Source organism: Mesorhizobium sp. M0437 (genome assembly GCF_040321335.1).
Lineage (GTDB): Bacteria > Pseudomonadota > Alphaproteobacteria > Rhizobiales > Rhizobiaceae > Mesorhizobium.
Genome location: NZ_JAMYRK010000089.1, coordinates 1 through 19,533, shown reverse-complemented (window position 1 = coordinate 19,533; position 19,533 = coordinate 1). Strand labels below are relative to the sequence as shown.

Below are 19,533 nucleotides of genomic sequence, written 5' to 3'. Positions count from 1 at the left end.
CGGCGCAACACCAAAACCCGGCGTTCGTTGTTTTCGCGAGCCCTCACACAACGGGCGGCAAAAACTGGGCTCCCCCGCCGCCCCGCCCCCCCCCCGGCGGGGCGGGCGCTCGACTTCATCACAGGGTTGATTCGTCCACTTCATGTTGGACGACCCGGACGCGCAGAAAAAAGCGCCTGCGGCGGGTCCTTTGTTAACCACCATGATGCGGGACCACAGCGACAGGGCGTGCCGGAGACGGTCAATCCGGCCGGCGATGTCGTCGCCGGCGGCGACGGTCTCATTCAGGATCAGCATCGACCAAAGAGCGAGGCCACTGCCGTTATGCTCGAGATCTGGGGACGGCGGCTTGGCGATCGCCGTCTACTCGGCGTTTCTCGAACTCACTGCATGCAAGACCGTGACGAAGCCCTTCACATTGCGGGTCGGGACATAGCTGGCTTCTTGGCGCGCTACCACCGCTAGAGATGCAGACTTCGCCCGACAGCTCCTGCTGGAGCGCGGCTTGGATCTGATGGCAGAATTCTTGCGGAGACGCGGACAAGTGGGGAGCACTCCAACCCTACACACGCGTCACTGGCTATCAGTGTTGACCGTATAATCTTCGGAATGGCAATGGCATATTTTACAAAGCACGACCGCAATCAAATTATATACCGCAGCTGGGAAGAGCCGGAACAGTCAAGCGCAAGGATGAGAATTTTGGTCCTCAAGCTTGATCATGTCGGCGACTTTTGGATGTCTCTAGGGCCCCTAAAGGACCTTCGTCAGCGTTTTGCGCATGCCCACATTACGCTGGTGGTGGGAAGCTGGAACATCGCTACTGCAAAACAGTTCGACCTCGCCGACGATCACATTGCTTTTGACTTTTTTCCTCGCAACCCAAAAGTCAAAACGCGCAAAAAAGCCGCCGACATAAGGCCGCTGCTGACCGGCGAGTTTGATCTTGCCATTGATATGCGTGTTCCGGAAGAAACAAGGCCCATCTTGCTTGAAGTCCCCGCCAGGCACCGTGCGGCGATAGTTGATCCGTACAGCATGCATCAGATCGATATTGCGATAGCGCCATTCAATCTGAAACTGCGCAGAACCATCCTCTACAAGCTGGTCCAAAAAATAGGGCTTGCTAACAAAATCCCTCGTAGATGGCTTGATTGGTTCATTGACCGCAAGCAGGTGCGTCTCCAGCATGTGTCAGAAATCCTCCTCTTTCTGGTCGCAAAGGCAGCTGCCTATTTCGAAAGCGGAGCGGGTCACCCACAGAATTCGACTACAGGCAATGCCCCGATTGTCGTGGCTCCGTTCTCCAATTCCAGCCTGCGAGATTGGCCGATTGAAAGTTTTGGCAAAGTTGTCGCTGCTCTTTCGACCCGTGGTGAGGTGGTCCTCGTTGCCCGTGGCGAATGCCTGGAAGCGCTTGAGGAGGTTGCGAACATAGCTCGGGATCGTGGAGCCGCGAACATTCGGACGGCTGTCGACTTGTCGGAATTGGAATTCAATTATCTCGTGAATTCGGCCGCGCTCGTCGTTTCGAACAATTCAGGCACCGGGCATGTCGCTGCCCAGCTTGGCCGCCCTACTATCGGCATTTTCACGGCGTCACATCTACCGGAGATTTGGGGGTTTCGAGGTCCCCTGGTCAGCATGCTTATGAGTGTTATTGAATGTCGCGGGTGTGGTCTGGACCAAGTGCGGCATTGTCCGGTCAAAGTCCGATGCAAGTTCGACATCACGCCGGATCTCGTGATTGCCGAGGTAAACGCCTTGATGAATCATTGTAAGGGTACGGCACAAGCTTAGTGGCTCGCGGTCACCATAACCGCGATTGCCCGGATCTTGGTCGCTGATTCAATCGCTACAAACATCTAAAGGCCGAAATTCAGAATTGAATCGACTTGGTCGAAGGACCGCAGTGGCGATGTCACCCCCTGGGCCGGGCGACCATTTCGTTTTCGTTCGCATGCCCGTCCATAGCGACAGCGCCACTAACAGCAGATGAACCACACAAAGTGAGGGAGACCCCAATTAAGTGCCAAGCGACAGCTGGCCCAAGGCGCCTGGCTGAAGGCGCATGAAAACCTCGTCATCACCGGGCAGACCGGCACCGGAAAGACTTGGCTGGCCTGCGCCTTCGGACGTCAGGCCGCCCGGCTCGAATCATTCCGTGCTCTACCTGCGCATGCCGCGTCTGTTCGAAGATCTCGCCCTGGCGCGTCGCGACGGCCGCTTTCCCCGTCTCATCGACAAGCTGGCTCGGGTGCAACTGCTCATCCTTGACGACTGGGGCACCCACAGCCTGACCGACCAGCAGCGTCTCGATCTGCTGGAAATCTTCGAGGAACGCTATCGCCGGAAATCAACGCTGATCACCGCCCAACTGCCGATCGCCCAGTGGCACGCCATGATCGGCGAGCATGAGAAAGCAAAAAACACCGCCGCCCTTGACCGGCGCCGAAAACGGCGAAATCAATCGCAAATGACTTCAACCAGGCAACCGAGCGCCGACCCCATCCTGCTGTCCGCGAATTAGTGAAACTGCTGTCCCCGATTTAGCGGAACGACTGTCTCGTTTTTGCGAAATACGCACGTCCGACGCAGCTTGCGTTGACAGAGGCGGTTTTACGCGCAATAGCACTTCCGCTCGGCCTATTTTTGTGGAGTTCAATTGTGGTTCGGCCAAGGGCGCTGGGCGCCGGACCGGCCCCGTGTAAAGAGAGAGAGACCCTGCATGGAAGAATTCTTACCGCGCATCGCCACTGGTGCCGGCATCGGCCCGGCTCTCGCAGAGAAGGCCGTTGGGTTAATGCTGGGTTTCCTGCAAAGCCACGCGGCCGACGGTCCCGTTGCCCGCATGATCGAGGCCATTCCGGGAGCTTCGGAATTAGTAGCGAAGTATCATGGCGACGACCCAGAGGGTGGCGGCCTTATGGGGCTCGGCCAGCAATTGATGAGTGAGGGTCTCAGCATGGCAAAGATCGCCGGCCTCGCCAACGAGACGATCGCCTTCACCAAGGAACGTGTCGGCGACGAACTCGTGGACGAGGTCCTCAATTCAGTTCCTGGCCTTCCCCAGTTCGTCTAATCAGCGGCAGCCGGGGGCGCATGACCTCGTGCGCCCGTACCGGCCGTTCTGCGCAGTAGGCATTCTCCGCCGAGCTTTCCGTACCGATCTCGCCAGACCACCAACCGCCGGGCACGCGAAGCGAGCGTTGGAGTACTTCATTCGTCTATTCCAAAATCGACCTCAGGCGAATCGATGTGTATAATTTCTGGCGGTAAGGGTTTATCCTGAACGCTTTCGATGAAGCCCGCGAGATAAGCAAACGTATTGTATTTCTCGAGGACCAACCGCTTCGCCTCTCGTATTGCGCCGCGACGCTCCTTCCAGAGGTCCGAGTTGATGATTTCTTGAATTTTTTGGATTACGTTCTTGTCCTCTGGGTCAATCAGAACCATTGAGTCCGAAGGGAAGAACCTCGTGATTGCCGGGCTGCCGTAATAGATCGGCATTGTTTCAGCAACGAAGCAGTCCATAAGCTTCTCTGTGAAATAGTAATCAGCACGAGTATTCTCGAAAGCTATACTGTAACGGTAAGGTGCGAGTGCGTTCCATTTATCTCCAATCAGCCGAAAACCTCGGCCGAACAGGTCAAAATCGAGCTCCTCTCTCAGCCGTTCCAGAAACGCCAGCCGATATCGATGCCCTTTAAGCAGGGCGATGTTACTGGTAATCCATGAGAGCCGAAGCGGCTTGTCCACGACTTCGCTGACCAGAAGTTGGTCATATGTCTTGTTTACAGACCAAGACCGAGTGATAGGTGGAGCCAAAACGAATCGGCGCCCTGCATTCTGCCGAGCAGCCAGCTCTGCGTCAGACGTCAGGACGATAGTATTTTTCCCCTGCCCTTCATGAAATGCGCGATGAGCTTTCGTCGGCGGTTCGCCGATTGCAAAAATTGTCCTGTTTGGGCTCGCCTCGATATCAACAGGGAGCCCAAAAAGAGAAGCAGAGTTAAAGACGATATGCCAATCGGGCACGAAGGATGTCGTGCGTACAAAAGCGACATTGTTCCAGATTCCACTGCCCTTTGGAGTGAGATGGTGGATTGCATCATCCAAAACGCCCCAAGAATCCAGACATGTAGCAACAATGGGCGCCGGACGTTCCGTCAACAATTTGGCCAACAAAGCAGTTCCACCCCATTCACTTCCGTTGGACCGGGAGCAACTTGTGCATCGGGCGCAACACCTCTCAGCGCCTGAAATAGCTCGCGATCCTGATCGATATCAAACACACGATTCTGTGCGACTTCGCGCCATTCGACAACTCATCTCTAAGACCGCGGGAATCCCTTCACTCGTGAAGGTACTCAATCGCCATTCCGGATTGCGGTAACATTGGGCAGCATAAACCTGCCGGGACCCGCCGTCGAGGCAATTGTCGCTTTGCACTTAACCAGGTTCTTCCTCATTTTGTGTGGTGATCAGGCCGGTTGAGTGGCAGCATGCGTGCCCTAAGGAGTTCGGAGCCCGCTCTGCCGTACATCGCACGCTTGATCGTCTTCAGGCGGTTGATCTGCCCTTCCGCCTGGCCGTTGCTCCACCGTAATTCAATGGCATTGCGAACGGCGTCAACGTCACGGCGTAGGACCCGAGCGAAACGCGTGATGGCGACGAGCCCGGAGTTGACGGCATCCTCGATCCAAGTGTCGAGCTTGTCCAATTCACAGGCCCCGCAAAATGCCGCGGAAGCGCATGGCAAGCCTGCGCATCGTGGCAAACTCATGTGATCCTTGCTTCAGGACGTCGACCTTTCTCGCCTGGTTGATCGTCAGCATACCCCGGGCCTTCATGCAGAGGGCCGCGGCGACTACCGGCGAGATCACATGGCCGGTCGCCGGATCCTGGATGGGGACAGCATCGCGGGCTGGTTGATGGCGTATGATCGAAGCAGGCGACGCACTGTCCTCGCCCGTCCTCTCGGCGCGGCGCCAGCTTGGGAGAAGCCGCTCCAGATTCGAGAAACTGCCCGTGTAGCCGCGCTGTTTGATATCGTGGAACAGGTGTCGTCCGCAGCGATTGCCGTCTCTCCAGGACTGGCTAAGAAACGCCTCGAAATATAAGGGTGACGTCGGCTCGACGCGGCCCTGCGTCGGTCGGGTGGCGTGTCGAAATTCAGCCATTTGGCGATGCTGCGCCGGCCGTAGCCGGTACGACGGGCGATCTCGGAACAGGACAGCCCTTTCCTTGCGCAAGGCGTGAACCATTTCGAACACCGTCTGCCGCGATTGTCGATGAGCGTGGCGCACCCGGCGCCGATGCGTTGCGTCAACGTGCGGATCATCCTGCATCAGATCGACTTGCGCGCTCCCGATACCCTTATCGGGCAGCAATGCAGGCCCCGTGGCGCGGCCCGAAAGGCTCATCTGCTCCTCGATTGCGACCCGCAGATTCTACATGAGATGGAACCGATCAGCCACCTGGCGCGCTTGCGGTGCACCCTCGCGAACAGCTTGCGCATAGAGCCCGCATCGGTCTCGGCTCACGATCTCGACGGAAGGGTGCCGCTCTAGCCATTGCGACGCACTCGCCACGCTTCTGTCATCCAGGATGTCGACAACCGAATGGCGCTCCAGGTCCACGATCATCGTGCCGTAGCGCCATGATCGCCGCCAGCTCCAGTCATCGATGCCAACGACCCGAATGGTGGAGTTGCTGTGAGCGACCGCGGCATCTCGCTTCAGCTGCCACAGGATAGTGTCGTCGCAGACCGGCATGCCGAGCCGTCGCATCAAGCGCTCGCCGGGACGGCCGCCGGTGCTATGGCCGAGCAGACCGACAATCTCCGCGACCCTCCAAGGGGAAGCAATCGTCGGCAGACGGTCGGTGAATGTTTGTCGTTCACATTTCTGATGTGCGCACCGCCAGCGGCTCAACCGAGGCTTCACCGTCACGGTCTTGCCCTGGACCGGCAGATTCTGAAGGCTGCGGTTGGACCAGCCATGCCGACTTCGGGTCCGTCGTCCGCAATCTGGGCAAAATGCCGAACGCCGGTCCGGCAGCGGAAACAAGCCAACTGTCATCATCAGTGAGCGCGACACCCCGTATTTTAGCCCCTGGGCCGGGGGACCATTTTGTTTTCGTTCGCATGCCCGCACATAGCGGCATCCCTCGCCAACGGCGAATGAACCACACAAAGTGAGGCAGAGCCCCATTAACTGCCAAGCGACACGATCCTTGGCTGCGTACCCGTCCTCGACGATTCCCTCGGAGCATCATTCCTGGCTAATCCTTTTACCCGGCCATACGCGATCAGCCACTCACGGCCCGGACGAAATGCGCAAAGCTGGCCGCCGCACGTCACAATGCGCAGCGCCTTATTTGGACGATGCTGATATTTTTTCTTCAACGATTGGTCTCAATGCGAAAGGGCTAGGCCGATCGTTGCCTGGCCGAGCGCCAGACCGCCGTCGTTTGCGGGAATGCTTACGTGCGCCAGCCCCTCCAATCCTGCGACTGTGAGCTCGGCAAGTACGCCTTTGAGCAGCAGCCGATTCTGGAAAGCGCCACCGGACAGTGCGACCGTGCCGACGCCGTTTTCGTTAGTGAGTCCGATGGCCTTCCGCGAGATGATCTCTATCAGCGTCCTGTGGAAGCGCGCAGCAATCAGCCCGGTTTCGGCGCCCAAAGCCTGATCACAAAGAAGCGCTTCCCACAGACCTTTCCAGGAGATAACCGGTCCCTTCCGCGAGGTTGCTGGCCAAGCCTCGGCCGCATCCATGAACGGGCTGGCGAGCGCCTCCATCTCCATGCCGGCTTGCCCCTCGTAGCTCTGGCGCTCCAAACAGATGCCGAGGACTGCCGCGCAGGCATCGAAAAGCCGCCCCGCCGAGGAGGCAAGCGGAGCATTGACGCCCCTCTCGATCATCCGGTCCAGCACCCGAAGCGGCTTTTCGGCCAAGGCGGGGACGAAGGGCCGATCGGCAGGAAGCTTGGCCAGGAAATCCGGACCGAAAGCCGCCCGCAGATGCGCATAGGCATTGCGCCACGGCTCGAGGCTGGCCTTGTCGCCGCCGGGCATGGCGACCGGCTCGAAGTATGCCAGCCTCCGGAACCCTCGATAGCCGCCGAGCAGGAACTCGCCGCCCCAGATCGTGCCGTCATCGCCGTATCCGAGACCGTCGAGGATAATGCCCAGCACCGGCGGTGCGTCGATTGCGCGGCCGTGCTGGGCAAGGCACGAGGCGAGATGCGCGTGATGGTGCTGGACCTGCACAAACCTCGCCGCGGTCTCACGGGCAAGCTCCATGGCAAGCTGGGTCGAACGGTAGCCCGGATTCCGGTCGGCCACAATGAGGTCCGGCTTCGTGTCGAACAGGCTTCGATACAGCCCCAACGCCTGCCTCCACGCGTTCTGGTTCTTCAGCTCGTCGAGGTCGCCGAGATGCTGCGACAGCAGCGCGTTGCCGTCGCCCGCCAGGCAGAACGCGGCCTTTAGGTCGCCGCCCGCAGCCAGCGCCCTGACCGGGCCATCGAAGCCCGCCGGCAGCGCCAGCGGCTCCGGCGCGAAGCCGCGCGCGCGCCGCAACACCGAAATGCCGTGCCCGTCGAATCGCACCACGCTGTCGTCGAGCCGGTTGACAATCTCGCGGTCGTGCATCAGCCAGAAGTCGGCGATCCCGGCAAGCTCCTGCCGCGCCTCGTCATTGTCCGTGCATTGCGGCTCGCCCGAACGATTGCCGGAGGTCATCACCACCGGACCGTCCAGCGCCCGCAGCAAGAGATGATGCAACGGCGTGTAGGGCAGCATGAAACCGAGCCGCTCGTGCTGCGGCGCCACGCCCGCCGCAACGCCGCAGCTGTCACGGCGCTTCACCAGCACGATCGGCGCCGCTCGGGCGGCAAGCGCCACGCGCTCCTCGCCCGACAGCTCCGCGAATTCGGCAAGCTGCTCCAAGTCGCGCGCCATCAGCGCGAACGGCTTACCGTCGCGCTTCTTGCGGGCGCGCAGCTGCGCCACCGCCGCTTCGTCCGTCGCGTCGCAGGCGAGGTGGAACCCGCCGATGCCCTTGATCGCGACGATCCGCCCTTCCCCGATCAGCGCCGCCGCCTCGCGGATCACCGCCTGCGGGCCGCCGCCGACCACGACGTGGTCTGGACCTTCCAACCAGACGCGCGGGCCGCAGGCCGGGCAGGCGATCGGCTGGGCGTGATAGCGGCGGTCGGCCGGATTTTCATACTCGGCCCGGCATTCCTCGCAGGTCGAAAATCGTGCCATAGCGGTCGAGCGGCGGTCATAGGGGATAGCCTTGACGATTGACAGACGCGGCCCGCAATGCGTGCAATTGGCGAACGGGTAGAAATAGCGCCGGTCCTTGGGGTCGAGCACTTCCGCAAGACATTCCAGGCAGCAGGCGGCATCGGGCACGATGCCGGTCTTCACCCGCCCGCCCGCGCTCGCCGCTATGGCGAAGCCGCCCGCCGGCCGCGGCCCCTCAAGCGTCGCCGTCTCGATCCCGTCGATCCGCGCCAACGGCGGGCATTGCGCCTTTAGCCTGTCCGCGAAGGTCTCGAACTCGGCATCGCTGCACCACAGCGCGATCTCCACGCCTGCAGCATCGTTGCGGACGTGACCCGATAGCCCCATAGCGGTCGCGATGCGCCACACTGTCGGCCGGAAGCCGACGCCTTGCACCAGCCCCGTCACCCGGACCAGGCGTCCCTCCACTGCGGGCTCGGCGAGCGGCGGGCCCATCAGCGCACCGTGCACACTATGCACGGGTCCAACGACCGCACGATGTGCTGGACTGCAACCGGCTCGGTCTCGCCGAGCCGCACCGGCGCACCTTCGAGCGCCAGCTCCAGCGGGCCACGATTGCCGGCCCAGTCGCGTGGCGAAAAGTTCTGCAATGCGTAGAGCAGGTCGATCTGCGCGTGGTGGCGGCGACGAACCGCGATCTGGAGAAAGAGCTGCACCCCGTTCTTCAGCGTGAGCGTGAGGTTTTCCGGATGACAGAGCTTGGTGATGTACTGGTAGATGCCGGCCTCGTTGATGCCGTCGATGGTGTCATGCGCGTCGGTGTAGCCCGAGATGATCATGCGCACGATGTCCGGCCAGCGGGTGCGCGCCTGCTTCAGGAACTCGGTGCGGCAGGTGCCGGCTATGCGCTGGTCACACAGGATGATCTGGATCCATTCCATCTCCAGGATCGAGCTGGCGGCCTTGGTGTCGCTGGCTACGTGGACATCGAAATCCTCGCTCAGGACGCGCCGTTGCGCCTCCAGCGAGCGGATTTCGTCGTCGACGATCAATATGCCCGGCAGGTCGCTCACGATGCCTTTTTCCTTCCCTCCCGGCCGGCCTGCCAGGCGACGTCGCGGTGGCGGGCGATCGTCACTGGGGTGCGCGACTTCGGCACCTTGTGCACGAAATTATGCCGCGCGACGTGGTAGCTTGGGTCGAAGCCATAGAAATTGCGGCGCATCCGCGAAAGCTCCTCCTCGCGATAGGCGCAAAGCGGCTTGGCCGCCTCGTCGGCTGCGCGCCGGGCTTGTTTTTCGGCGAGCAACCCCGGAAACTCTTCGCTCCCGGCCAGCGCGGCAGCCGACGCCCTCACTTGCGCCGTGAACAGCTCGCTTGCCCCCGCGAACACCCGGTTGGCCAGATTCAGATTCAGCGCCTCCTTCGCGCCCATCGGCAGGCGCGCTGCCGCGATCCGGCGGGCATTCTCAGTCCCGCAGCAGCTCGGCAGGAGATAGGTCCAGAACTCCGAGCCGTAGAGATTGCCCATGTCCTTGTAATGCGGGTTGAGGATGACGCTCGAGCGCATCCAGAGCTGGTCGGTGCTGCGGGCGAGAAACACGCCGCCCGCTGCCGCATTTCCGGCAAGCGCTGCTACGGTGATGTGGCTTGTCGTGCGGATGATCGCATCGGCGAGGTCGTCGATGGCATTGATGTTGACCCAGGAATCGTCGGCCGCGCTGTCGGCCGCCTCGATCCGGTTGAGGTCGAGCCCGTTGGACCAGAACTGCGGCCCTCCGCACAGCACGATCGCCCTGGTCGGACGCTCCGTCGCTTTTGTATAAGCGTCCAAAAGTCTTCGACAGGCGTCCTTTCCCATTGCACCGTTATAGAAGGGGAAGTGCAGATAGCCGACCGCAGCTTCTTCTTCGTAGATGATGTCCTGATAACCGCCCGGTGAATTGAGCGGGATCTCCGGCAGGTCTGCAACTTCCTTCGCGAAGACCATGGTCGCCGGCAGCTTGAACGGGTGTGGCGAATTGGGATGCCGGACATGGCCGATCCACAACGCGCCGTCGCCGGTGACGATGGCGATCGCCGGCCCGCTTCTGGCGGCGACCACTCCCGGCTCGGGGAGCGATATCTTGCCCCGTTCACCCCGCGCGAGAGGCAAGTCACCCCCTGGTTCACGTGCGTCTCGCGCGTCGAAAAGGAAGACCGTTTCGCCGAAAAGTTCGTCCCGCACGCCGGGCGCGCCGTCGGCTGCTGCGATATTCTTCAGCACCGTTTCGGTCGTGTCGGCAGCCCAATCGATCCGCCGGTCCGCCTGTTTGATCGCGTCCCGCCACCGGCCCAGCGGCGCTACAGATTGTTCTTCCAGGGCAATCGGCTTTTCGCCCTGCTCGAACCGCGCGATCGCTTCGAGCACCGCCGTCACCGCCGCGTCGGTCACCTCGTTGCTGTAGAGGCTCGATTTCGTCGCCTTTCGCATCGCGAAGGTGGCGCTCGCCCAGACCGGCCCCGCATCCATTTGGGCCGCCGCTTCCAGCACCGTGACACCCCACTGCGTCGCCCCGTCCACCATCGCCCAGTCCAGCGCGGAGGGGCCGCGGTCGCCGACGATGCCTGGGTGAACGATCATACAGCATCGATTTTCATAGACTTCTTTCGGGATTGCCCGCTTCAGAAACGGGGCAATAACGAGGTCCGGCCGAAACAAATCTACCGCCTCCATGGTCCGCTCGTCGTTGACGTCCATCTCGACCGAGACCTCGTGTGCGTGCTCGCCAAGCGCCACGAAAATCCTCTGACTCAAGGCGTTGAAGGCGGTGACGAGAAGCAGAATGCGCATCTTCAGCAGATCCTCGGGAGCTGTTCCCCGGCGATCCAGTCGACCACGCGCATACCGCCAAGTCTCGTTTTCATCCGCACCAGCGCATGCTGGTCTGTGACGACTTCGCCAATGATTGCGGCATCCCGGCCCATGGGATGAGCGCGTATCTCGGCGAGCAAAGTCTTCGCGTCTTGCGCCACGCAGATGGCGATCAGCTTGCCTTCGTTGGCAACATTCAGCGGGTCGAGGCCGAGCAGTTCGCACGCCGCCGCGACCTCCGGCTTCACCGGAACCGCCGCTTCCCGGATTACCATTCCGACCTTGGACTGCTGCGCGATTTCGTTCAGCGTCGCCGACAGTCCGCCGCGCGTGGGGTCACGCAACACCCGGATACCAGGAACGGAGCCAAGCATCGCCGCCACCAGATCGTGCAGAGCTTGGCTGTCGGAGATAATTTCCGTTTCAAAATCAAGGTGTTCGCGCTTCGACAGGATTGCGACTCCGTGGTCGCCCATGGTGCCGGAGACAAGGATTGCATCGCCCGGCCGGGCATTGCTTCCGGAGATGTCTGTGCCGTCCGCCAGCACGCCAACAGCGGTCGCGGAGATGAAAACGCCGTCGCCTTTGCCCTTCTCCACCACCTTGGTGTCGCCCGTAACCACGGGTACGCCTGCTTCCCGGGCGGCAAAAGCCATTGAAACAACTATTCTTTCCAGTTCGGCCAACGGAAAACCTTCCTCCAGGATGAAGGACGCGGACAACCAGAGCGGCCGCGCGCCCATCATGGCGACGTCGTTAATCGTGCCGTGGACCGCCAGTGCTCCGATATCCCCGCCCGGAAAGAACAGAGGCGAGATGACATGCGCGTCCGTTGCCATCACCAGGCGTCCGCAGACGGTGCCGAGCAGGGCCGCGTCGTTAGCCTGGGCCAGGAACTCGTTGGCCAGATGTCTTTGAAAAATATCCCGAATCAGCTCGGCCATCGCGCGGCCGCCCGCGCCATGCGTCATGTCCACCGCGCCGCGGACCGACGAGGTGGTGACGGCTAGGCTGGGATCGTTCGCGCTCATTATTCCGCCGCCTCCAACAGCTTCGGCTCGCGGAAACGGCCATAGGTCCAGTAGGCCGCGCAGGCGCCTTCGGAGGAGACCATGCATGAGCCAATCGGGTTCTGCGGCGTGCACACAGTGCCGAACAGCTTGCAGTCGGTCGGCTTCTTCAGCCCGCGCAGGATCGAAGGGCATTCGCAGGACTTCACCTGGCGCGAAGCCTTGACCGACAGCTCGAAACGCTTCTCGGCGTCGAAATCGGCATAAGCGTCGCGGATGCGCAGGGCGCTGTAGGGCACGGTGCCGAGGCCGCGCCAGTCAAAGGTCTTGCGCAGCTCGAAGACCTCGCTCACCAGTGCCTGCGCCTTGAGGTTGCCCTCCTCGGTCACGACGCGGGTATATTCGTTCTCGACCTCGTGCCGGTCTTCATTGACCTGCCGGATCAGCATCAGGATGGACTGCATGACGTCCAGCGGTTCGAAGCCGGCGATGACAACCGGCTTCTGGAATTCCTCGGCAAAGAATTCATATGGCTGCGAGCCGATCACGGAGGAGACGTGCGAAGGTCCCAGAAACCCGTCAATCTTGACGATGCCCAGTTCCCGCACTTCCGGCGATTCAAGAATGTGAGAGATCGCGGCCGGCGTGAGCACATGGTTGCAGAACACGCTGAAATTCTTGAACCCCTCGGCTTGCGCCGTCTTGATCGCGACGGCCGTCGGCGGCGTCGTGGTTTCGAAACCGATGGCGAAGAAGACGACTTGCCGCTCGGGGTTTTCACGCGCGATCTTTAGGGCATCGAGCGTTGAATAGACCATGCGGACATCCGCTCCGTCCGCCTTGGCGCGGATCAGGCTGCGTTGCTTGGTGCCCGGCACGCGCATCATGTCGCCGTAGGTGCAAAGGATGACCCCGTGCCGCTCGGCGAGCTCCACCGCATCGTCGAGGCGAGAGATGGGAAGCACGCAAACGGGGCATCCGGGTCCGTGCACGAAATGCACGTTCTGCGGCATCAGGTCCTGCACGCCGTGGCGAAAAATCGCATGCGTGTGCCCACCGCAGAACTCCATGAAATGGTAGCTCTTTTCCGGATCAGCCTCGATCGCGATGGCGCCGGCGATGGTCTTCGCAAGCTCCTGGTCGCGATATTCGTCGACATATTTCACGCCGAAATCTCCTCCAGCCCCTCCTCCAGCACGCCCGCTTCGGCCATCAGCTGCAGCGTGCGCTCGGCCTCCTCGGGGCTCACCTTGTGGAGCGCATAACCGACATGGACGAGCACGAAATCGCCAAGCGAAACGTCTGCCACCAAAGCCAATGAGATGCGCTTCGTGACCCTGTCGAACGCGACCACGGCCATGTCGTCATCGAGCAGTTCAACGACGCGGGCGGGAATGGCCAGGCACATCAGGCTGCTCCGAGCTCGGCCGCCCGCCGATGGCCGACTAGCGCCATGGCGCGGACCGCGCCGATCCAGGCCGTCCAGTCCGACATCCCCTCGCCCGTGCGCGCGGAAACCCTCAGCACCTTGATCCGCGGGTTCACCTTTCGGGCGTTGGCGATGCAGGCCTCCACGTCGAAGTCGAGATGCGGCAACAGGTCAGTCTTGTTGAGGATCATGAGATCGGCGGCGGCGAACATGTCGTGATATTTCAATGGCTTGTCCTCTCCCTCGGTGACTGAGAGCACCACCACCTTGTGTGCCTCGCCTAGGTCGAAGCCCGCCGGACAGACGAGGTTTCCCACGTTTTCGACGAGGAGCAGGCCTCCTTCGGCAAGGTCGAGGTGATCTGCGGCATGGCCGACCATATGCGCGTCGAGGTGGCAGCCCTTGCCGGTGTTGACCTGGATCGCGGGCGCGCCGGTGGCGCGGATGCGGTCGGCATCATTGGAAGTCTGCTGGTCGCCCTCGATCACGGCGATCGGCAACTTGCCCTTCAGTGCCTCGATCGTGCGGCAAAGCAGCGTCGTTTTGCCAGAGCCGGGGCTGGAGACGAGGTTGAGCGCAAGCACGCCGCGCTCGGCGAACATTTTCCTGTTCGCATCGGCATACTCGTTGTTCTTGGAATGGATATCCTTTTCCAGCTTGACCATCCGCGCCTGGCTCATGCCCGGCGCACGGGTGCCGCCGGGGCCCGAGCCACAATCGTGCACATGATCGTCATGATGGGGGCCGTGATCATGATCGTGGTGGTGATCATGATCGTGGCCGTGATGATGGTGATGGCCATGCGCCTTGCCCTCGATCCGGACGGCGCCCTCGCCGCATCCGCAAATAGTGCACATCAGCTCACCTCCAATTCCCTGATCTTCATTTCTTGGCCGCCGGTCACCTGCAGCTGATGGCTTCCGCAGTCCGGGCATGGATCAAAGCGTGCCGCGATCGGCACGCTCTGGCCGCAAGGCATGCACCAGGCCCTGCCTTCCGTCTCGACGATTTCCAGCCTTGCGTCTTGCGCCAGAGAGCCACGCATGACGACATCGAAGCCGAACTTCAGCGCCTCGACCTCGACAGCGGATAGCCGCCCGATTTCCATGCAGACGCGGCCCACCTTCCGAAAATCCTGTCTCGCGGCCTCTTCCTCGATGATGCCACGGACGCTCTCGCATATCGCCATCTCGTGCATCAGCGGAGCCTGATATCGTAGCCGACGCAGGGGTCGATGGCCCGGACCAGGAGATCGGCCTGGACCGCCAGATCTTCACGTCTGAATGCAGCGAGCGCCGAAAGCGAGCTCGCGGCAATGCCGCTCTCGGCGAAATGAATGCTGGTCGGAGCCGTGATGGCGTAGTCGGCGATTCGGTCGTCGTTCAAAACAATCCGATGTTCCAGCCGGCCGCGTGCTGCCTCGGCGAAGGCAGTAGCAGAGCGGCCCCCGTTCTCGTCGCGAAAGACTTCGCGCGTAGGCACTTCGGACCCCTCCGCGACATCCCGCAGGGCCGCGAGCCCTCCGGCGATCTGCGCCGGCAGCGTCGATGCCTCGACCACGCGGGCAGCCAGCCGCGCGGCCAGGCCGGCTCCACCGTTTTCGGAAAGGAAAGCGCGAACGAGCGGCGCACCAGCCTGCCTGGCGAGGCAGCTCGTGTCGGCCGACGTTTCCTTCGGCAAATGTTCGTTTCCCCCGTTTGTCGTTTCGGGGTGGCCTATCATGGCCCAGCCCCTTGCCAAGACCGGGGCGATGAGACGGGCCGCAATCGTGCCGCGCTCCATAGCCCACTGCGCGAAGGCATCGCGATCCATCTCGCCAAGCGGCTTTTCGCCTTCGTAGACCACGGACTGCGTTAGATGGCTCGCTTCGGCGGCCGTTTCGGCAGCGTCCGCGCCCGGAATCCCCACGCACACGCCGGGAACGAACGCATTCCCGCTTGGAAAAAGTGCCTGCTTGAGGCGCTGCGGCAGGCGCATAGCCCGGCGCAGGGTTTTACCGTCCGCAGGCTCGCCCGCGAGACTGGCAGTATCCAAGCCAATGCGCAGCAGGTGCTCGCGCAGCGTTTCGGTAAGCACAAGAAGCCGCCGCGCTTGCTTCGTGCGCCGGTCCGTCCCGATCTCCAGGGCCGCCTCGGCTGCCTCAACGCTCGCCGCCGACTGCGCAATACTACAGACACTGAACAGCGAACCGATCGCCGAGATGACCTCCGTCACCGGTCGGGCTCGCACGATCGGGCCAAGCGCAACCGGGCGCGGCGGCGTGACGATGGCTTCCATAACGCGACCGCCATCGCAGACGAGATCGATGGAGACGCGGCCATCAACCCTCATGCAGCGGTCTCCTCCTTGTCGCCCAAACCGAACAGCCAGCGGCGGGTCAATTTCGCCGGCTGGGAGCTCGCGGGTGTTCCGGCTGTCTCAACCTCGTCCAACGCGCTTGCCTCTCCCTCAGGTAGCCGGCCTTCCCAGACACGGATCATCTCGCCGTCTTCGTCTTCTTCCGCCTCACGGTTGAACAGTTCCGCAAGCACCTGCCGCGCGGCCTCTTGCGCACTCTCCTGGTCGGCGAATTCGAACATCGGCGAGAACAGCGAGCACATGCGGTAGCAGCCGAGCTCCTCTTCATAGGCCCGGAAGAACTCGAACCGGCCCGCCGGGAATGATGCATGCTCCTTGGTGCCCGTAGCCACGCGCGGGCGCGCTTGCCCGTCGCCAAATGGTAGAAGCACGAGGTTCATGAGCCAGGGCGTGACAAGAACCGCGAGCCATTTGCCCTGCCACTGCCGCACGCCCACCGCGCTGACGCAAAGCGCCGGATTGAGGATCGGAATTCCTGCCATGGCCGTCCGTTCGATCCGCTGAAACACGAACTCTAGATGGGCAGCGACGGCTTGCGAATGATCCATGTCAATCGCTCACGACCATGAAGCCCTGCTTGGAGCCGTCGCAGGTGGGGCAGCTCCAGTTCGCCGGCAGTTCGGCGAAGGGCGTGCCGGGCGGGATCTGCCAGTAGTCGTCGCCCTCAGCCGGGTCGTAGACATGCCAGCAAATCCTGCATTCGAGCCGCGACATCGGGCCGATCTTGGCATTGTCGCCGCCATATGAACCGGCAAAGAAGGAGTCGTTCACCGGTAGACCTCCAGGATTTCGAGGAGCCGCTGGCGGCTGTCCGCAATATCCTCGGGCGCGGCGCGGACCACCCCCGGCAAGGCCGTGACCTCGATCGTGTTGAGGATGAGATCGTCGGTCGAATTGAAGAAGCGCACCCACCAGACGCCGCGCGTCCCCGTCGTGGTCACGCGGCAATTGCCGTAGCCACGCGACAGCACGACCACCGGCCCGTGGCCAAGCAGGCCGTCGAGGAAGGTCAAGTCCTCTTCAGTGTGCGGCAGCAGCGACAGGTTTATGGCGTGCGGCCCGACGTCGGGCCCGACGAGCGGGATGCGGCCATTGAGCTCCGAAATCAGCGGCGGCGCGTTGAAGACGCCCGTCGGATAGGTCGCCGGCGCAGCGAGCGTATTGCGGCAGCCGGCGAAGGCCCTCTCCAGCACGGCCGAGGGAAAGGCGCCGACCTCGACGAAATCGCGCACGAGCCTGCCATCCGTTCCGGTCTGGCGCACGCGCCAGATACCGGCGAGCACCGACTCCTGAGCCTTCAGGTCGTCGCCGCAGATGATCAAGACCTCGCCCTCGCCCAGCGCCTGGTCGATCAGCGCAAGATTGGCGTCGTCGAGGCCGGAAAGATCATGCACCGCGTTTTCGCAATCCGGCGAGGACCGGCCGAGGCTTTCAGCCAGCGCGGAGAGCACCGCCAAAGCAGCTTCGAGCCCGGCGACATTTTCCTTCTCCGGCAACACGGGTGACGCAGAGGTCGCCATGCCCTTCGGCATTTCCATATACTGCAAGTCGCTGCCGTCCCCTTCGCTCGGCTGTGAACCCGGCCCGATGCCGCCGAATAGCGATGCTGCCATGATGCGCCCTCCCGGCCGCTTTCGCTCACTGGAAATGATCGTGGTCGTGACCGTCGTGGGTCGCGCAGGCTTCGGGAAGCTCGAAAGGCGGCGGCGCGCTCGGCCCGCGCCTCAGTATGCCGTCGAGCTCAGTGAGGTAGTCTTCCCAGTCGAGCACGCGCTTTATCGCGCCGAGATATTCGCCGTTCCTCAGGAAGACAAGCGCCGGGAAGGCGTCGAAGCGATAGCGGCTTTGCAGCTCGCGTTCGCTCTCGCGCGATACCACGGCGGGCTTGAACACGCCCTGGAAGGCCTGCACCAGCTCCGGCAGGATCACCGCCACATCGTTGCTCTCGGCGAGCCGCAACCAGTCACCGGGAAAAAACAGCGCGGTGAGGTCGTGGGCCTCGGCGAATGCGTCGATGTTCGCCTCGTCAACCACCGGGATGCGGTGGCGCTCCATCATCATGGTGAGAACGGGTGAAAACATGGACTCAGGCGTCCTCCGTGCCTTGCGGTGAAAGGGCTTGCCCCGGCCGCAAATGCTCCGGCAGTTGCGGCTCGCGGCCGACCAGGTCGGCGAAGAGGTGGTCGAGGTCGGTGTCGCCGGCGAGCGCACGCTCCGTCGCTTCGATCGCGTCGGCGATCAGGCGCGCCGTCTCGGCAGTGACAGTCTCGCGCGCGGTGTCGAGGAAGGCGAGTATCCACGTACCCGCTGGCTGGTCGCCCACCAGGGTCATATCGAGGCGCCGCGTGCCGCTGCGACCGGTGCACAGGGCAATGCCACCGCTGCATTCAACCACCTGGAAGGGAACGCCGACACACATCAGCCCTGCCTTCCAGACGATTGCAAAAGCGCGTCGACCTCGCACTCGAAATTCGCCGGACCAGCGAAGGCACCATTCTCGAGAAGCCGCGCCCCGTGACGACAGGCCTCTTCCGGTCGGGGTCGACCGCTCTCGTAGATGCCGATGCGCATTTCGCGCGAGGCGAGCGTCTCTTCTTCGGCCAGCGGTTCGGTGCGCTTGGCGATCGTCGCGCCGAGCCAGGCGAGCCACTCGATGGCGATCTCGATTGCAGGCTCGATCTGAGCCTTCACCGCGGGCCGGAGACTGCCGCCGTAGTCGTCCAGCTCGACCGGTTGCACGCCGACGAGAAGGAGATGGGCGGGATAGTCACCCATCATCTCGGCCATGGCGAGAACTTCCTGAAAGCCAGTCTGGTGGAGCGAAATCTTCTTCACACCGAGGAAGGCCGGCACCTCGCTGCCTTCGACGAGCTTCAGCGTGCCGGGCGCCAAGCCGTAGTCGACCGCGTCGAACACCACGAGGATGTCGGCCTCGCGGATATGTTGGAGGAGGTAGATGCCCTGCGTGCCGCCATCCATGGCCCGGACGTTGTCCGCCGTTTCGCAGAGCCGGTGGAACTCCTCCACCACGCGGATGCCGAAGCCCTCGTCGGCCCATAGCAGATTTCCGATGCCGAGCACGAGCACCCGTGGCGCGTCGTTCATTGGGAAGCCTCCTTTCGACCTTTTTCTTCCAGCAGCAAGAGGCGGGCCAATTGGCCGGGGGCCGGCAAATGGTTGCGAAATAGGTTGATCTCTGGATAGCGAACGACGCGTATGGAAAGCGCGATGACGATTTTACCGCACAAACGGAAAGTATCCTTCCATTGACGGATACGGCAACGGCCGGACTGAGAACCGAATTCCAGGCCGATGGAAAGTTTGCGTTCACTCGCCCTCCCCACTCCGCCTCGCTCCGCACCTTTGCCCTGAAAGGGATAGAGGAAGGGCGCCGGGCGTTGCGGTTGGCACTTCCTCTCCCCGTCGAACGGAGGAGAGGTGTCGAGGCAAGCCGAGACGAAGTGTGGATCGACTTGAAGGCAACCCGTCTTGAAGAAAAGAGCCGGGGGGGGGGGGGGCCCGGGGGGCGGGGCGGGGGGGGGGGGAGGGGGGGGGGGCGGGGCGCGGGGGGGCGGGGTGGGGGCCGCGAGGGGGCGCGCCCGGGGCGCGGCAGAGCGGGTGG

General features: G+C 62.4%; 21 protein-coding genes and 1 pseudogene. 4 read left to right on the top strand and 18 right to left on the bottom strand.

All coding sequences use genetic code 11. The features are described from left to right. Nucleotides 1–297 (bottom strand): hypothetical protein (locus tag NKI72_RS31300; protein WP_352851748.1); only part of this gene is annotated, 297 nt, incomplete at its 3' end. Between the two features lie 318 nt (nt 298–615). Here NKI72_RS31300 and NKI72_RS31295 point away from each other — a divergent pair. From NKI72_RS31295 to NKI72_RS31280, 4 genes are all read left to right on the top strand, one after another. Continuing rightward, nucleotides 616–1,800 carry a glycosyltransferase family 9 protein gene (locus tag NKI72_RS31295; RefSeq protein ID WP_352571661.1) on the top strand — a complete coding sequence of 395 codons (1,185 nt, stop codon included), beginning with the start codon at nt 616–618 and terminating at the stop codon, nt 1,798–1,800. A gap of 243 nt (nt 1,801–2,043) precedes the next feature. Then, entirely contained in the window at nt 2,044–2,277 is a 234-nt protein-coding gene (locus NKI72_RS31290) for an ATP-binding protein (RefSeq protein WP_348625942.1), read from the top strand. Further along, nucleotides 2,165–2,530: an ATP-binding protein gene (locus tag NKI72_RS31285; RefSeq protein ID WP_352579643.1), complete on the top strand. Its 366-nt coding sequence runs from the start codon at nt 2,165–2,167 to the stop codon at nt 2,528–2,530. Before NKI72_RS31290 ends, NKI72_RS31285 begins: the two co-directional genes overlap by 113 nt. A gap of 198 nt (nt 2,531–2,728) precedes the next feature. Next, nucleotides 2,729–3,082 carry a hypothetical protein gene (locus NKI72_RS31280; RefSeq protein ID WP_023679095.1) on the top strand — a complete coding sequence of 118 codons (354 nt, stop codon included), beginning with the start codon at nt 2,729–2,731 and terminating at the stop codon, nt 3,080–3,082. 137 nt (nt 3,083–3,219) lie between these two features. Here NKI72_RS31280 and NKI72_RS31275 read toward each other — a convergent pair whose 3' ends face one another. The 17 genes and pseudogenes from NKI72_RS31275 to NKI72_RS31190 form a co-directional block, all read right to left on the bottom strand. Next, on the bottom strand, nt 3,220–4,185 hold the full coding sequence (locus tag NKI72_RS31275; protein WP_198023618.1) for a glycosyltransferase family 10 domain-containing protein: 966 nt from the start codon (nt 4,183–4,185) through the stop codon (nt 3,220–3,222). 283 nt (nt 4,186–4,468) lie between these two features. Beyond that, nucleotides 4,469–6,150 (bottom strand): annotated as a pseudogene (locus NKI72_RS31270) (ISL3 family transposase). Between the two features lie 268 nt (nt 6,151–6,418). After that, nucleotides 6,419–8,755, bottom strand: a complete 2,337-nt coding sequence (hypF, locus tag NKI72_RS31265) for a carbamoyltransferase HypF (protein ID WP_352611125.1) — start codon at nt 8,753–8,755, stop codon at nt 6,419–6,421. Then, nucleotides 8,755–9,333: a response regulator gene (locus NKI72_RS35550; RefSeq protein WP_023679098.1), complete on the bottom strand. Its 579-nt coding sequence runs from the start codon at nt 9,331–9,333 to the stop codon at nt 8,755–8,757. The genes hypF and NKI72_RS35550 overlap by 1 nt, the downstream gene beginning before the upstream one ends. Further along, nucleotides 9,330–11,093 (bottom strand): enoyl-CoA hydratase-related protein, encoded by a 1,764-nt coding sequence (locus NKI72_RS31250; RefSeq protein WP_023679099.1) that lies wholly within the window; start codon nt 11,091–11,093, stop codon nt 9,330–9,332. Before NKI72_RS31250 ends, NKI72_RS35550 begins: the two co-directional genes overlap by 4 nt. A gap of 2 nt (nt 11,094–11,095) precedes the next feature. Continuing rightward, entirely contained in the window at nt 11,096–12,145 is a 1,050-nt protein-coding gene (gene hypE / locus NKI72_RS31245; RefSeq protein WP_023679100.1) for a hydrogenase expression/formation protein HypE, read from the bottom strand. Beyond that, the gene (gene hypD, locus NKI72_RS31240) at nt 12,145–13,290 is read right to left on the bottom strand and encodes a hydrogenase formation protein HypD (protein ID WP_352851746.1); all 1,146 of its coding nucleotides are present in this window, start codon (nt 13,288–13,290) and stop codon (nt 12,145–12,147) included. The genes hypE and hypD overlap by 1 nt, the downstream gene beginning before the upstream one ends. Then, a complete protein-coding gene (locus tag NKI72_RS31235) occupies nt 13,287–13,532 on the bottom strand; it encodes a HypC/HybG/HupF family hydrogenase formation chaperone (RefSeq protein ID WP_023679102.1) in 246 nt (81 codons plus the stop codon). The genes hypD and NKI72_RS31235 overlap by 4 nt, the downstream gene beginning before the upstream one ends. Then, nucleotides 13,532–14,410: a hydrogenase nickel incorporation protein HypB gene (gene hypB / locus NKI72_RS31230; protein WP_023679103.1), complete on the bottom strand. Its 879-nt coding sequence runs from the start codon at nt 14,408–14,410 to the stop codon at nt 13,532–13,534. Before hypB ends, NKI72_RS31235 begins: the two co-directional genes overlap by 1 nt. Next, entirely contained in the window at nt 14,410–14,751 is a 342-nt protein-coding gene (gene hypA / locus NKI72_RS31225; RefSeq protein WP_023679104.1) for a hydrogenase maturation nickel metallochaperone HypA, read from the bottom strand. Before hypA ends, hypB begins: the two co-directional genes overlap by 1 nt. Then, nucleotides 14,751–15,884 (bottom strand): hypothetical protein, encoded by a 1,134-nt coding sequence (locus tag NKI72_RS31220; RefSeq protein ID WP_352851744.1) that lies wholly within the window; start codon nt 15,882–15,884, stop codon nt 14,751–14,753. The genes hypA and NKI72_RS31220 overlap by 1 nt, the downstream gene beginning before the upstream one ends. Further along, nucleotides 15,881–16,459, bottom strand: coding sequence for a [NiFe]-hydrogenase assembly chaperone HybE (hybE, locus tag NKI72_RS31215; protein WP_352643847.1), 579 nt, complete (start codon nt 16,457–16,459; stop codon nt 15,881–15,883). The genes NKI72_RS31220 and hybE overlap by 4 nt, the downstream gene beginning before the upstream one ends. 1 nt (nt 16,460) lies before the next feature. After that, nucleotides 16,461–16,682 carry a rubredoxin gene (locus NKI72_RS31210; protein WP_023679107.1) on the bottom strand — a complete coding sequence of 74 codons (222 nt, stop codon included), beginning with the start codon at nt 16,680–16,682 and terminating at the stop codon, nt 16,461–16,463. After that, on the bottom strand, nt 16,679–17,524 hold the full coding sequence (locus NKI72_RS31205; protein ID WP_352851742.1) for a hydrogenase expression/formation protein: 846 nt from the start codon (nt 17,522–17,524) through the stop codon (nt 16,679–16,681). The genes NKI72_RS31210 and NKI72_RS31205 overlap by 4 nt, the downstream gene beginning before the upstream one ends. A gap of 25 nt (nt 17,525–17,549) precedes the next feature. Then, a complete protein-coding gene (locus NKI72_RS31200; RefSeq protein ID WP_352844135.1) occupies nt 17,550–17,993 on the bottom strand; it encodes a thioredoxin domain-containing protein in 444 nt (147 codons plus the stop codon). A 4-nt stretch (nt 17,994–17,997) separates the two neighbouring features. Beyond that, entirely contained in the window at nt 17,998–18,330 is a 333-nt protein-coding gene (locus NKI72_RS31195; protein ID WP_023679110.1) for a HypC/HybG/HupF family hydrogenase formation chaperone, read from the bottom strand. Next, nucleotides 18,330–19,016 (bottom strand): HyaD/HybD family hydrogenase maturation endopeptidase, encoded by a 687-nt coding sequence (locus NKI72_RS31190; RefSeq protein ID WP_352572506.1) that lies wholly within the window; start codon nt 19,014–19,016, stop codon nt 18,330–18,332. Before NKI72_RS31190 ends, NKI72_RS31195 begins: the two co-directional genes overlap by 1 nt. Nucleotides 19,017–19,533 lie beyond the last annotated feature (517 nt).

Excerpts from the sequence above, each read along its gene's own strand:
- NKI72_RS31295 (WP_352571661.1), top strand. The coding sequence starts at position 616 with ATGGCATATTTTACAAAGCACGACCGCAATCAAATTATATACCGCAGC.
- NKI72_RS31280 (WP_023679095.1), top strand. The coding sequence starts at position 2,729 with ATGGAAGAATTCTTACCGCGCATCGCCACTGGTGCCGGCATCGGCCCG.
- hypF (WP_352611125.1), bottom strand. The coding sequence starts at position 8,755 with ATGGGCCCGCCGCTCGCCGAGCCCGCAGTGGAGGGACGCCTGGTCCGG.
- NKI72_RS31250 (WP_023679099.1), bottom strand. The coding sequence starts at position 11,093 with ATGCGCATTCTGCTTCTCGTCACCGCCTTCAACGCCTTGAGTCAGAGG.
- hypE (WP_023679100.1), bottom strand. The coding sequence starts at position 12,145 with ATGAGCGCGAACGATCCCAGCCTAGCCGTCACCACCTCGTCGGTCCGC.
- NKI72_RS31235 (WP_023679102.1), bottom strand. The coding sequence starts at position 13,532 with ATGTGCCTGGCCATTCCCGCCCGCGTCGTTGAACTGCTCGATGACGAC.
- hypB (WP_023679103.1), bottom strand. The coding sequence starts at position 14,410 with ATGTGCACTATTTGCGGATGCGGCGAGGGCGCCGTCCGGATCGAGGGC.
- hypA (WP_023679104.1), bottom strand. The coding sequence starts at position 14,751 with ATGCACGAGATGGCGATATGCGAGAGCGTCCGTGGCATCATCGAGGAA.
- NKI72_RS31220 (WP_352851744.1), bottom strand. The coding sequence starts at position 15,884 with ATGAGGGTTGATGGCCGCGTCTCCATCGATCTCGTCTGCGATGGCGGT.
- hybE (WP_352643847.1), bottom strand. The coding sequence starts at position 16,459 with ATGGATCATTCGCAAGCCGTCGCTGCCCATCTAGAGTTCGTGTTTCAG.
- NKI72_RS31205 (WP_352851742.1), bottom strand. The coding sequence starts at position 17,524 with ATGGCAGCATCGCTATTCGGCGGCATCGGGCCGGGTTCACAGCCGAGC.
- NKI72_RS31200 (WP_352844135.1), bottom strand. The coding sequence starts at position 17,993 with ATGTTTTCACCCGTTCTCACCATGATGATGGAGCGCCACCGCATCCCG.
- NKI72_RS31195 (WP_023679110.1), bottom strand. The coding sequence starts at position 18,330 with ATGTGTGTCGGCGTTCCCTTCCAGGTGGTTGAATGCAGCGGTGGCATT.
- NKI72_RS31190 (WP_352572506.1), bottom strand. The coding sequence starts at position 19,016 with ATGAACGACGCGCCACGGGTGCTCGTGCTCGGCATCGGAAATCTGCTA.